8 protein-coding genes are annotated in these 13,869 nt (G+C 46.5%); 7 read left to right on the top strand and 1 reads right to left on the bottom strand.

The window, feature by feature from the left end; all coding sequences use genetic code 11:
* The first annotated feature begins 187 nt into the window (after positions 1 to 187).
* Positions 188 to 2,161, top strand: a complete 1,974-nt coding sequence (locus tag ABIC22_RS02635) for a helix-turn-helix domain-containing protein (RefSeq protein WP_354477994.1) — start codon at positions 188 to 190, stop codon at positions 2,159 to 2,161.
* A gap of 284 nt (positions 2,162 to 2,445) precedes the next feature.
* On the opposite strand, the gene ABIC22_RS02630 is transcribed toward ABIC22_RS02635, so the two are convergent.
* Entirely contained in the window at positions 2,446 to 3,513 is a 1,068-nt protein-coding gene (locus ABIC22_RS02630; RefSeq protein WP_354477991.1) for a LacI family DNA-binding transcriptional regulator, read from the bottom strand.
* A gap of 464 nt (positions 3,514 to 3,977) precedes the next feature.
* On the opposite strand from ABIC22_RS02630, the gene ABIC22_RS02625 reads away from it, so the two are divergent.
* From ABIC22_RS02625 to ABIC22_RS02600, 6 genes are all read left to right on the top strand, one after another.
* Positions 3,978 to 4,913 carry an ABC transporter permease gene (locus tag ABIC22_RS02625; protein ID WP_174818704.1) on the top strand — a complete coding sequence of 312 codons (936 nt, stop codon included), beginning with the start codon at positions 3,978 to 3,980 and terminating at the stop codon, positions 4,911 to 4,913.
* 15 nt (positions 4,914 to 4,928) lie between these two features.
* Positions 4,929 to 5,810, top strand: coding sequence for a carbohydrate ABC transporter permease (locus ABIC22_RS02620; RefSeq protein WP_095289251.1), 882 nt, complete (start codon positions 4,929 to 4,931; stop codon positions 5,808 to 5,810).
* A 56-nt stretch (positions 5,811 to 5,866) separates the two neighbouring features.
* Positions 5,867 to 7,477: an ABC transporter substrate-binding protein gene (locus ABIC22_RS02615; protein ID WP_354477988.1), complete on the top strand. Its 1,611-nt coding sequence runs from the start codon at positions 5,867 to 5,869 to the stop codon at positions 7,475 to 7,477.
* A gap of 32 nt (positions 7,478 to 7,509) precedes the next feature.
* Complete coding sequence (locus tag ABIC22_RS02610) at positions 7,510 to 8,985, top strand: glycoside hydrolase family 32 protein (RefSeq protein WP_354477985.1); 1,476 nt, start codon at positions 7,510 to 7,512, stop codon at positions 8,983 to 8,985.
* Positions 8,986 to 9,004: 19 nt separating this feature from the next.
* Positions 9,005 to 9,907: an ROK family protein gene (locus ABIC22_RS02605; RefSeq protein ID WP_354477982.1), complete on the top strand. Its 903-nt coding sequence runs from the start codon at positions 9,005 to 9,007 to the stop codon at positions 9,905 to 9,907.
* A gap of 109 nt (positions 9,908 to 10,016) precedes the next feature.
* The gene (locus ABIC22_RS02600; protein ID WP_354477979.1) at positions 10,017 to 13,856 is read left to right on the top strand and encodes a GH32 C-terminal domain-containing protein; all 3,840 of its coding nucleotides are present in this window, start codon (positions 10,017 to 10,019) and stop codon (positions 13,854 to 13,856) included.
* Positions 13,857 to 13,869: the final 13 nt, after the last annotated feature.

The raw sequence follows: 13,869 nt of genomic DNA, 5'->3' as shown, positions 1-13,869 counted from the left end.
TGTGGATTTTTGTGTTTGTTTTATTGAAATAGTGTTAAAAGCTACATTGACTAAGGGGGTACTGAATTTGTTCAGTGTATTGAATGCGTCCTCCAGTGCTATCCTAGAGGGTTGTGAGTGTGAGGTATGGATAAGTGGGAATTGGTCGAAATGGGAGCTAATAGATTCAAGGGGGAATACACATGGTTTGGCTCCGATTTATAATAACAATGTTAGGCTAACTGAACCGATGTGTATTCAAGAATCAAAGAAGTCTGTGTTAGTATTTCTTCCATATGAGGAAGATGTGTGTGTGGCCTTGCGAATCTATAAGCCATTAATCGTTTCTCGGCAGGAAATGCTGCAGTTAGTCTCTATGTGCTACCCTTGTTATACAGAATATATTGCTTCCAAATATAAGCGGGCTATGGACCAAATGATGAATAGTATTCAGGATGTGACGCAGCAACTGAACTGGAACGTATTGATTGGCCGCATCTTGCAAAGCGCACTATCTGTTATCCCTTATGATTGTGTAGGCGTTTTGTGGAGATATGATCGGTATCTTGGGCAACTGGTATCCGAAGCCAGGACTGGCGAGATGGGTAAAGAAATTGTCAAAATGAGAATCAAGCCCGGTGAAGGCATTGTCGGCAATACGTTCTTGAGGGGGACCTCTAGATTATATAATTCGTGGTCCATCGTTCTTAGTGATACGAGTACAATGACACCCATGAACAAGCAATACCTACATGAGTCATTTAATTTCAGTGATATTCGTTCAATCATCTCCGTTCCCATCTTAATTAACGGGCAAGTAGAATGTGTCCTAATCGTTTACCAAAAGGGTCAGATTCCTCTTTTCACAGACTTCGATCTGAAGCTCCTGCAGAGTTTCGCTAACCAGGTATCCATCGTAATGAGCAATGTCAAACTCTATGAGGATTTGAGACATCAGTACGAACTGTTGAAGAAACGTGACGAAATTCATGCAGCACTGATGCATCACTTTCTACAGAACAAAGGTATATCCGTTATCGTGCGGGAACTGTCGCGCATTACGGGTGAGGGTGTTATTTTAGTTGATTTTATTGATAATCAGTGGACCCCTAAGGATGGAAAGGAGAAGGTAGGCTGGACTATTGAGCAGCTCCAGGAATTGTTTCATTCCTGCGGTACAACGGATTATATAACGCGTAGAGAGAAGAGTCACAATGATCATATTCAGTATCTGTATCCTGTTGTATCGTCGCACCAATGTTTGGGTTATCTAATTGTGCCTGGAACGAAAGGGCTCGCCCCTATCCAGTTGGTTGCGCTGGAGCAGGGTGTTTCCGTTTTGGCCTTAGAGCTGATGCGTAAGCAATCCATGGTAGAATCCAATTTTAATAAATCACTTCAGTTCTTCAACGAGCTCAAGCATGAATTTAATACGAACACCTACAGGAGCAAACTCCAACAAATGGGCTTGAGTTTCGATACATCGTTAATGGTCGCCCTTTTGGAATTTACAGCATCTAAGAATCTTTACGCAGTTAACATATTAACCGTGCAGCTGGTTTCCTTACTGCGTGATGCACTAACCTCAAGTATTCTCCTTCTTGCTTTTGGGGACGACAATAGAGTCACTTTATTGATGAATGTGCCCCGACAGGGTGATGTAGTTGAAATCCAAGGAAAACTAAGAGAACGTATTAACAGATGGTGTTTGGCAAGTAAAACCGAACTGTTTGGGGGGATGGGTTCTGCGAGAACCGGCATAGATGCTATTAACCTAAGCTATCAGGAGGCGGAAAAAGCACTAATTTACCAAAAGAATCGAAGCGAAGCCAGCATCATTAGTTATACGGATATTGGAGTCAACCGACTATTCATTCAACAGCCCATTAATGAGCTTGAAGATTTTATATCAGAGGTATTCAGGCCCCTGAAAGTGTTACGCGGACAAGCTTCTAACCTGGAGGAAACGCTGGCTGTTTACATGAAATCCGGAATGTCGGCGAGTCGTGCTGCGAACAAGCTTCACATTCATATTAATACGATGTATCAGCGTTTAAGCAAAATAGAGGAGATATTGAATATATCGTTTGCCAATCATGAACATCTTCTGCAAATGCAACTCGCATGTTATTTAAAGGAGTCTTTTCCCAGCATATCAATGGAACAAGATAAATTTGAATGAATGCTCAACAGAAGTGTGAGAATCATTGCAAAGGATATTTTTGCATTTGAATAAGGAAGATATTGAATTCATAGAAATCCATCGTATGAGGAAAGGAATCTATAAACGCCTTGGACCATCATTTGCAGCGATTTGGCATGTAGTTTAATAGCGAAGTAAGTTAGAACATATAAAGAAGTGGATCACCCATCTGTAGGGTATCCACTTCTTTTTTTGTATTCAACGACTTGCTCAGAGAACACCATCAGGCGCATTTCAACTCGACTAGGGTATATTTCTCCATTTTATTTTTTTACAAGAGTCGGCTCGGCTGGCATGATTCCAGGTGTCGACTCCCTGATAATGGGTGCAGTCATAATATGCGAGACCTGATAAGGCTGTTCGGGGTTGTCGATTCGGGATAACAGCATTTCGGCAGCCTTAATTCCCATCTCGCTGCTGTAAATATGAACCGTCGTTAACGGAGGTTCAATAATCTTTGATTCAGGTGCGTTATCGAATCCACATACCACAATATCCTGTGGAACCGTTACCTCTCTTAATTTAAAAGCTCTGATTAGATCCACCGCAATGAAGTCATTGGCACACACATATGCGGAGGGGAACGACTCCAGTGCAGCTACTCGCTCCCTTATCCAACCAGGTTTGGAGAAGAACAGCTTATCATTTTCTGTAATGCAGTGGGATAGATCGACCTGCAATCCCGATTCCAACATCGCCCGGTGATATCCGGTCCATCGTTCGTTGAAGCTTTTACAGTGATTGTAATCTCCTGCGAATCCGATACTTTTGTAGCCGCTATCAATTAATTTTTTGGTTAACTGATAAGTGCTATGTTCATTCTCCATAAGAAGCAGATCAGCATGAAAATCCGGATAACAGATGTTGGCTGCACAATCGATAAAGACCGTAGGAATTCCGAGCTCTGTGATGAGGCGGGTATATTCCAGGTTGAATAACTCGATGCAGATGATGCCGTCCACTTTGGAAATATCAAAATTGTTAGGTAGGGTAAGGGCTTCTTCATCAACTTCACGAACGATATGAATGGACAGATTATAGCCCTCGGCACTAATTCTTTTCTCCAAACCGCTAATTAGCAGCGATCCAAAATGAGACGTATTAGGCAGGTTCTCTGTTAACAGGGCGATATTGCCCGGCGTTCTGCTAAGAACATGCTCACTTTCCATATAAGCAAATTGTTTATATCTTAACTCGATGGCTTTCTTAATTACCCGACTCCGTGTTTCTTCCGGAATGTTTCCGCTATCATTTAGAGCTTTGGAAGCCGTATTTCGGGAGATACCCAAAGCATCTGCGATATCCTGTATCGTAACTTTCTCTTTTGCCATGTCGTGCCTCACCTCTATTGGTCAATTGATCGTCCCAAGTGTTTTCTAAGTCAAATGTATAATATATCGAAGTAAATAGCAATTGTAAATTTACAAATGCACAATTAATAATTTATTTTGTCAATTTCGAACTTCGCATTCTTAATTTATTCGTCATTTAAGTTTACACCGTACATAGCCAATGCAGAATCTTTTGTTATAGGATGAAATACGTTATATTACGGGATTTTTTGGATATTTATTCCGTTAAACGTACAATTAGAAAAGAGTTATGCATAAAAAATTGAAGCAAATGCACAACTATTTTTCACATTTTGTATTGACTAAATGATACTCATCCTGATAAATTGTAAAATATCAAATAAGCAATTGTAAATATTGAAAGCCCTTACTATGAGCAATTGTAAACTTTAATAATGAACGGGGGTCGTGTGTTGGATAACACAGTAAACACCAATAAGAGGATGGGGAAAGGCCTCAAAGAGAGGAGTTCCATTTTTCATCCGTTACAGCAGCTCAAAAAGAATTATTTCCTGTATGTATTGCTTGCGCCAGCTCTAATCCTGACACTGATCTTCAAATACATTCCGATGTATGGAGCCATCATCGCATTCAAAGATTTCAGTCCGATCAAGGGGATTATGGGCAGCGATTGGGTAGGATTGAAACATTTCGAGAAGTTTTTGGCTTCTCCCAATTTCGACATCATATTCATGAATACGCTTAAGCTCAGCTTTTTTGGATTGATATTCAGTTTCCCGGTGCCGATTTTGCTGGCACTCATGCTGAATCAGGTACGCAAAGCTGGAGTGAAAAAGAATATTCAATTGTTTCTGTATGCACCCAATTTCATATCGGTTGTCGTTGTTGTGGGCATGCTGTTCATTTTCTTATCCCCAACAGGGCCAGTGAACCAATTGGCCACATGGATTACTGGACAGCCGATCATGTTTATGTCCGAACCTGAATATTTCCGCTGGATCTACATCTTGTCCGATATTTGGACCGGAGCAGGCTGGGCCTCGATCATTTACGTTGCAGCTCTAGCCAATGTTGATCCTGAGCTTCACAATGCAGCCAATCTGGACGGAGCAAACCTCCTTCAGCGTATTCGCCACATCGACCTTCCGACCATTCGTCCGATTATGGCCATTGTGTTTATCCTTGCAGCTGGGGGAATTATGTCCATCGGATTCGAAAAGGCATACCTGATGCAAACATCCATGAACTTGCCGTCATCCGAGATTATTGCCACCTATGTTTACAAGGTCGGATTGCAGTCCGGCGATTACGCCTATTCTGCGGCCGTAGGATTGTTTAACTCTGTCATTAACGTCATCCTGCTCGTTACCGTGAATCTGATTGTGAAGAAATTAAACGAAGGCGAAGGCCTTTATTAGAAAGGAGTATCACTCATGACTATCAAACCGACGGGGCTGGATCGTCTGATCCTCGCACTGAACGCCATCTTTCTCACCTGTGCTGTACTGGTTGTGGTCGTTCCTCTCATTTATATTGTTATCGCTTCCTTTATGGATCCAACCGTACTGCTTAATCAGGGACTGTCCTTCAATGTATCCGACTGGAGTCTGGATGGTTATCAGATGATTCTGTCCAATCCGGCCATGATTCGAGGCTTCGCGAATGCAGTGCTATACTCGGTTTCGTTTGCCTTTGTGACCGTGGCGGTTTCCATCTGTGCAGGTTATGCCTTGTCTGAGGAAAGGCTGGCGGGAAGAGGATTTTTCATGGTTCTGTTTATCATTACGATGTTCTTCGGTGGCGGCCTCATTCCGACTTATCTGCTTGTGCGTAATCTCGGCATGCTGGATACCATATGGGCGATCATCATTCCCGGAGCGGTTAACGTGTGGAACATCATTCTCTCCAGAACTTTTTTCAAAGGTGTACCGAGGGAACTGAAAGAAGCTGCGAACGTGGACGGTGCTTCCGATATGAAGATTTTCTTTCAGATTGTCATTCCGCTATCCAAACCGATCATTTTTGTCCTTGCGTTGTACGCGTTCGTTGGGCAGTGGAATTCTTATTTTGATGCCATGATTTATTTGGATAATCCCAATCTTCATCCCTTACAGCTCGTTCTGCGTTCCATTCTGATCCAGAACCAGGCTGCACCGGGCATGATCAGTGATCAGCTTGCCATGGCGGAGCTCAAACGGTTATCCGAGATGATTAAGTATTCTGCCATCGTCATTTCAAGTCTACCGCTGATTATCATGTATCCGTTCTTTCAAAAGTACTTCGAAAAGGGTGTCATGGTAGGTTCACTCAAATAGTGAACAGCCTGAGATATCTTAAGCCAGATCCAACAATATAAAGTGGAGGTCACGTCATGAAAAAAGTGAAAAAGTCCAAAAGAGGCATTACATCGGTATCCCTTTCCATGTTGTCTGCTGTACTTCTGCTCACAGCCTGTGGTGGAGGAGGGGGCGGCGGCGCAGCCAGTGAAGCCCAGTCTCCCGACGGGAAAGTGACACTGAATTTTATCACACAGAGCTCGCCGCTGGCTCCGGCCGATCCGAACGAGAAACTGATTAACAAGCGACTTGAGGAAAAGACCAATGTGCATATCAACTGGAAGAACTACACGAGTGATGTGTTTGCCGAAAAAAGAAATCTGGCGGTAGCCAGCGGGGATTTACCCGATGCCATTTTTGACGCAGGTTACGGAGATTATGATCTCCTGAAACTGGCCAAGGACGGGGCCATCATTCCGCTCGAAGACTTGATCGAACAATACATGCCCAATCTACAAAAGGTGCTGGAGGAAGCTCCGGAATACAAGAGCATGATCACGGCACCGGATGGACATATTTACTCTTTCCCATGGATCGAGGAACTGGGAAGCGGCAAGCAGCGGATACAAGCGGTGGATAATCTGCCTTGGATCAATGTGGAATGGCTGAATAAACTCGGACTGAAAATGCCGACGACGACCGAGGAATTGAAGGAAGTGCTAATCGCCTTCAAAACGCAAGATCCCAATGGAAATGGAAAAGCGGATGAAATTCCGTTGTCGTTCATTAACAAGCCGGGCGGAGAAGATCTGACTTTTCTCTTTGCCGCATTCGGACTTGGGGAGAACTGGGACCATACCGTGGTAACAAACGAGGGTAAGGTCGTCTTTACGGCAGCGGATGAAGGTTATAAGGAAGCAGTGAAATATATTCATGAGCTTGTCCAGGAAGGTCTTGTGGATGTGGAAGCCTATCAGCAGGACTGGAATACGTATCTGGCCAAAGGCAAGGACCATAAGTACGGCATGTATTTCACTTGGGATAAGGCCAACATTACGGGAATGAATGACACATATGATGTTTTGCCTCCGCTTGCCGGTCCGGATGGAGAGAGAAATGTTACGAGAACCAATGGGATCGGACTCGACAGAGGACGTATGGTTATCACGAGCAGCAATAAAAATCTGGAATCCACAGCGAAGTGGGTAGACCAGCTGTACGATCCGCTCCAATCGATCCAAAACAACTGGGGAACGTACGGGGATGAAACGCAGCAAAATATTTTTGAATTTGATGAAGCCAAGGGTATGCTGAAGCATCTGCCATTAGAAGGGGCTGCGCCTGTCGAACTTAGACAAAAAACGAGCATTGCCGGACCCCTGGCGATTCTCGACAGTTACTACGACAAATACACGACTAAACCAGAAGATGCTGCATGGCGCATGGAGCTTCTGGATCGGGTCATGGTTCCACATATGAAAGCGGAAAACGTCTATCCAAGCGTATTTTTCTCCATTGATGAGCTCGACCGACTGTCCACCATTGAAACCGACCTGTTCGCTTATGTACTGCGCATGCGCACGGAATGGTATCAAAACGGGAAAATCGAGCAGGAATGGGATGCCTATCTGAAAGAGCTGGATCGTCTTGGACTGCAGGAATGGCTTCAAATTAAACAAGCGGGATATGACCGCAATACGAAATAAAAAAACTATGTATTTCAAAGGAGAGAACCTACATGTCTACGATTTCAACAACCGATTACCGAGGTGCTTATCATTTCTCGCCGAACGAGAAGTGGATGAATGATCCCAATGGCATGGTATTTTTCAAAGGGGAGTATCACTTGTTCTATCAGCATCATCCGTTTGGCACAACATGGGGACCGATGCATTGGGGGCACGCCGTGACGAAGGATCTGTTCACCTGGGAAGAGCTTCCTGTGGCTATGGCGCCGGATGAACACGGCATGATCTTTTCAGGAAGTGCTGTAGTGGATTGGAATAATACTTCCGGCTTCTTTGATGAGGAACCAGGACTGGTGGCGATATTCACGCATCATCTGGAAGTGCCGAACGATCAACCAATTCAGCGGCAGAGCATTGCGTACAGCAAGGACAATGGCCGCACGTGGAACAAATATGAGGGGAATCCGGTATTGGAGCATGAGTCTTATGTCGATTTCCGTGATCCCAAGGTGTTCTGGCATGAGCAGAGCAAGGAATGGGTGATGATCATTGCCTGTGGTCAGACGGTATGCTTGTACCGTTCTCCCAATCTGAAAGATTGGACACTCGGCAGTGAATTCGGCACAGGCATCGGTTCACATGACGGCGTGTGGGAATGTCCTGATCTCTTCCCGCTGACGGTGGATGGGGACCATGGGCATGAAAAATGGGTCATGCTTGTCAGTATCGGTGCAGATCCTGCGTTCAAGGAAGGCTCGCGAACGCAGTACTTTATCGGAGATTTTGATGGGTCGACGTTTGTTCCGGATGAAGCTTCCCGCACCGTTCGCTGGCTTGACCATGGCCGGGACAACTACGCAGGAGTCAGTTGGTCCGACATTCCGGCTGAAGACGGCAGACGCCTGTTTATGGGCTGGATGAGCAACTGGATGTATGCCAACCAAACGCCAACCGAAGGTTATCGTGGCGCGATGACGATTGCTCGGGAGCTTACTTTGGAAACGATAGACGGTAAAGTCACATTGGTTCAGCGTCCGGCCCGTGAGATGGAGCAAGCCCGGAAACCGATATTGACCCTGCACAACGTTTCTGTCCAAGAGGCGAGGAAACATCTTAGCACGCTGCAGCTGGTGAGCTATGAAGTCGATGCGCAATGGGAATCGGAGCAATCCGTTCAATTTACCTTGAGAAGCAGCGCCAGTCATCAAACGCTCGTTGGTGTAGACGCGAATCAGCGTGAGGTGTACGTTGATCGCAGTCGATCAGGCATCGTTGATTTCCATGAACATTTCCTGGGACGTCACACAGCAAGTGTTCAGGGCGGGGTTCAACATTTGCGTATCTATGTGGATTCTTCTTCGGTTGAGGTATTTGCGAGTAACGGTCAGGCCGTTATTACTGACCTGATCTATCCGGATGTAGATGCTGCGCGAATTACGGTTGATGCCGATCAGGAAGACATGGTCTTCTCTGCTCTTCATATCTACGAATTGTCTCCCGTTAAGGTGGAAGCCCATGAGAAATAAAGAGAAGGAGGGCAGGTAGATGCGTATAGGTGCCATTGAAGCGGGCGGAACGAAGTTTGTATGCGGAATAGGCAACGAACAAGGACAAATGGAGGAATGGTGCAGTTTTCCGACGGAACATCCCGAGACTACACTCGCCAAGGTGAGTGACTATTTCAGAGATAAAGGGGTAGTGGCTATCGGCATTGGTTCCTTTGGTCCGATCGATCTGAAGCCGGATAGCCCTACTTATGGTTACATTACCACAACTCCGAAGTCCGAATGGGAAAACTGCAATGTGGTGGGAATCTTGAAGCGTGAATTCCCTGTTCCCTTCGGGTGGGATACGGATGTGAATGCTGCTGCTCTGGGGGAAGTCACATGGGGAGCTGCGCAGGGCTTGGACAACTGTGTGTATTATACGATTGGCACAGGTGTTGGCGTTGGACTTATTGCTGGAGGAAAAAGAATACACGGATTGCTGCATCCAGAGGGTGGACACATCCGAACGAGGCGGCATCCGCAGGATCACTTTGCCGGCTTATGCAAGTATCATGGGGATTGCCTGGAGGGACTGGCTGCAGGGCCAGCCATCGAAGCCCGCTGGCAGAGACCCGGCAGCGAGCTACCGACGGACCACCTGGCATGGGAGATCGAATCCTTTTATATTGCCGAATCGATTACGACGTCCATCCTGCTGCATTCACCACAGAAGATCATTTTGGGCGGTGGAGTCATGCAGCAAATGCATCTGTTTCCCATGATTCGGAAACAGGTTGTACACAATCTCCATGGTTATGTGAACATGCCTGAATTGCTGCAGCACATCGACCAATATATTGTTGCACCAGGATTGGGACAACACGCGGGTTTATACGGTGCACTTGCCTTAGGCATTGAAGCACTTAACCAAGTCAAGACTGATTCATCGGTATCATTGTAATCGTTCGGGAAAGGACGGAGCAAATCGCTTAAAAGACTGATTCAGTTGTTTAAGGGAATGCACTGTCCTTTCTTTTTTTCTATATCACGCAGAGAAATGAGGGATGTTCATGAGATTCATTTTAAGGTCCATTGGCTGCGTCCTGTTATCCTGTGTCCTTGGTTCCACTTCTGTAGAAGCATATTCAACACCTTCCCATAGGGATAAGGTTACGATTCAGCAGGGTGCGGCATCATCCAAGAGTCCAGAATCTCAAACTCAACATACGGAGGCGGTTCCGATGAAAATGGACGTGTCCAGGGCAGCAACGAATTTGTCCGGTTGGACATTGCATGGTAAAGGCGATTTGGAAGATACAAATGAAGGACTTCATTTGATTTCCGAAGAGAAGGAGAATGTGACCGTATTATCGGACACGCGGGCCGATGATTTTATATATGAAGCGGATCTGTTAATCCAGGATATGAATGCAGATGCCAGCCTTGTTTTCCGTTCCAATGATACGGGGTGGTCTTCCTATATGCTGCAAGTGGTTCCTCAGGCTGGTCTGATCCGACTAAGAGATGCCAGTGGCAGGTCAGGTACATTATTGGAAGAGTACTCGGTAACCGTGGAGACTGGCGGAATTTATCATTTGAAAGTAAAAGCGGTTGGTGAGAGGCTGCAGGTGTATTGGGATGGCGGGTACGACCCGGTGATTGATGTGAAAGACAGTGCGTATGTATCAGGGAAGCTAGGGCTCCATGTGTGGGACGGATCAGGCTTATTCCAAAATGTGAAGATCAGTACCATGGGTGGAAATCTGGGTAACCCCGTTCACCGTGAAGGAGATTGGCAGCCGGATCTACAGGGATATCGGGGCAAAGGAAATGCGCAAGAGGAAACGCGGATCATATACGAGAAAACAGCAGGGGATTTTGTATTTGAGGGAGATATATCTTTGGCCGATACGAGCTTCGCAGCTCTACTATTCAGGTCGAATACAGACGGGACAAAGGGATACAAAGCAGCTCTTAGTAGAAAAGGGGAAGAGGTCCGGGTACAGCTGCAAAAGGCGGATGGAACGATTCTTGCGAATTCGGATCGTACATACCCAAGTCAACCGGCAGCAAAGCACCATATCGAAGTGGTTGCCTCCGGTCGCCTGATTCAGGTGTATGTGGATGGATATGCAGCACCGGCTGTGGAGGTCACAGATTCTAGTTATGCCGAGGGATATGCCGGACTTGAAGTCGAACAGGGTGTCGCCTATTTTCAAGATACGTACATCACGGAAAATTCGATGTATTATACGGAAAAATACCGTCCCCAATATCATTACTCTCCGATTCGAGGGTCCGCAAGTGATCCGAACGGATTGGTTTATTATGAGGGGGAGTATCATTTGTTTCACCAGGACGGAGGGACATGGGCCCATGCAGTCAGTACGGATCTTGTAAAATGGAAGCGTTTACCCATTGCGTTGCCATGGAATGATCTGGGTCATGTATGGTCGGGATCAGCGATTGCGGATCTGAACAACGCATCCGGCCTGTTCTCGGATTCCGGTGGCAAAGGTCTGATTGCATACTATACGTCGTATCATCCGGGTGAGCCTGGTGGCAATCAGCGTATCGGTCTCGCATACAGTACGGATCAAGGCCGGAATTGGCAATACGCTGAAGACCATCCGATTGTGATCGAGAACCCTGGCCAAAATGGCGAAGACCCGGGGAGTTGGGACTTTAGGGATCCGAAGGTCGTTCGGGATGAAGAGCACAACCGCTGGATTATGGTGGTATCTGGCGGGGATCATATCCGTTTTTTTACCTCAACGAATCTGCTTGATTGGACATTAACCGATAACTTCGGATATGGGGAATACATTCGCGGAGGGGTATGGGAGTGTCCCGACCTGATTCAGCTGCCTGTAGAGGGGACGAATGAGCGTAAGTGGGTGCTTATGATCAGTACCGGAGCCAATACGAAGACGCAAGGATCGGATGCGGAATACTTTGTAGGCGAGCTGACAGCGGAGGGGAAATTCCTGAACGACCATCCGGCCGGGAAAGTGCTGAAGACGGACTTCGGCAAGGAATTCTATGCGTCGATGTCATTTGCGAATATGCCGGATCAGCGGAAAGTGATGCTTGCGTGGATGACGAACTGGGATTATCCATTTGATTTCCCGACGAACCCTTGGAAAGGGCAATTGACCATTCCGAGAGAAGTTTCTCTCCGAACAACAGATGAGGGTGTACGTCTGGTACAAAAGCCTGTTATCGAACTGGAGACACTCCGGCAAAACCTGTACAGTACAGAGCAGGTGGTGGTCGGGCCACGATCGCAGAATGTGCTCAAAGGTCTGAGTGCAGGTGCATACGAGATTGAAGCAGAAGTGGAAATTCCGGTAGACAGTCCCGTTACTGAGTTTGGCTTTCACCTGCGTCAAAGGGAAGGACAAAAAACGTCCGTGGGCTACAAGACGGAGAAAGAGACGATGTTCGTGGATCGCACCGCTTCGGGAGACGTGGGTTTCTCGGGCTTATTTACCAAAGTTCACGAAGCTGCGCTACAACCTGAAAACGGGAGGATCAAGCTGCGAATATTTGTCGATGAAGCTTCTGTCGAAGTGTTTGGTAATGATGGCAGAATGGTTTTCTCGGATGTAATCTTTCCGGATCCGGCTGGAAGGTCGATGGCGTTCTACAGCCTGGGCGGAGATGTGAAAGTGGTCTCCATGAATGTATATACCTTGGATAATATCTGGAGAAAAGGGATGTCCTCCGCTCCGAAGATTATTGCAGATACGCAGAGAAGAGTAACGAATGTGGGTCATACCGAAACCCTCTACGCCTCGACTGAGGGCGGACCAGGAAAAGGTGCCCAACCGCTGAAATGGACCGTGAGTAACCCTAAAGTGGTGAAAATCGTTGATTCTGGCAAAACACATGCTGCGATTCGTGCTGTAGGCAAGGGGGAAGCTTGGGTGACAGCTTCCATGGCTAACGGCAAAGCTTCTGCCAAAATCCCGATTACGGTAACGGATGGCGTATTCCACACGAATTTATCCGGCTGGCAAAAGGATCGACCGTCTGCGCAGTGGTTTGTTTCGGACCATGGCATACAGGGCAGTGACCGCAGTGATTCACAGTATATCGCGCAAGAGACTGCGGGAGACTTCCGATATGAGGCTGACTTGCAGCTGGATGCTGATGGAGGAGCAGGTTCCATTCTGTTTCGGGCAAGCGAGGATGGACGAAGTGGTTATTATCTGAATGTTGATCCCAACCTGAAGGCGATTCGCCTGTTTTATAAAGTGGACGGAAAGTTCGAGAATCGGCAGGTACTTGCCCGCATTCCAAAATTCATTCGGGGTGATCAGACTTACCATATCCAGATTCAGGCGAAGGGAACTCGTATTCAGGTGGATCTGGACGGTGAACGGATCATGGATGTTCAGGATGGCACGTTTGCCGAGGGACACTTCGGTGTTCATACGTTTGGAGGCAGTGCGTCTTTCCAGCATGTGAATGCATTTGACATGAAAAAAGCAGTTCTGGAGACCGTGATCATTCGCAATGCAGAACTTCCTGTTGCCCTACAAGCGATGCAATCCCAAGCAGGCGAGGTTGTGAGAGTTGGTACCGAAAAGGATGGTGAAGAATCAAGTTATACTTGGATACTTGTGCCTACCGGTGATGATTCCGGTTCTTACTCCATCCGTACCGTCAGCGGGGTGTCATTGGATTGGGATGTCGGTCAGAATCGTATTCAACTCTATCCATATCTCGGGTATCCCAATCAACGCTGGAACTTTTCAAAAAAAGATGATGGGACGGTAACCATCACAAGTGTGCACAACGGTAATGCACTCCGTATATCGGAAGATGGAACCAAGCTGGTGATGGATCAAGTCAACCCTGAAGATGAGTATCAAAAATGGACTTTGGAAAACAAAGTGCAATAACCGTTGAATTATG

The organism is Paenibacillus sp. PvP094 (assembly GCF_040546835.1).
Taxonomy (GTDB): domain Bacteria; phylum Bacillota; class Bacilli; order Paenibacillales; family Paenibacillaceae; genus Paenibacillus; species Paenibacillus illinoisensis.
Note: the sequence above shows the minus strand (reverse complement) of the source record. Positions and strands in the feature narration are given on the sequence as shown.

Bases quoted from the DNA above. Each gene is read 5' to 3' on its own strand.
- ABIC22_RS02630 (WP_354477991.1), bottom strand. From the start codon at position 3,513: ATGGCAAAAGAGAAAGTTACGATACAGGATATCGCAGATGCTTTGGGT.
- ABIC22_RS02625 (WP_174818704.1), top strand. From the start codon at position 3,978: ATGGGGAAAGGCCTCAAAGAGAGGAGTTCCATTTTTCATCCGTTACAG.
- ABIC22_RS02620 (WP_095289251.1), top strand. From the start codon at position 4,929: ATGACTATCAAACCGACGGGGCTGGATCGTCTGATCCTCGCACTGAAC.
- ABIC22_RS02615 (WP_354477988.1), top strand. From the start codon at position 5,867: ATGAAAAAAGTGAAAAAGTCCAAAAGAGGCATTACATCGGTATCCCTT.
- ABIC22_RS02610 (WP_354477985.1), top strand. From the start codon at position 7,510: ATGTCTACGATTTCAACAACCGATTACCGAGGTGCTTATCATTTCTCG.
- ABIC22_RS02605 (WP_354477982.1), top strand. From the start codon at position 9,005: ATGCGTATAGGTGCCATTGAAGCGGGCGGAACGAAGTTTGTATGCGGA.
- ABIC22_RS02600 (WP_354477979.1), top strand. From the start codon at position 10,017: ATGAGATTCATTTTAAGGTCCATTGGCTGCGTCCTGTTATCCTGTGTC.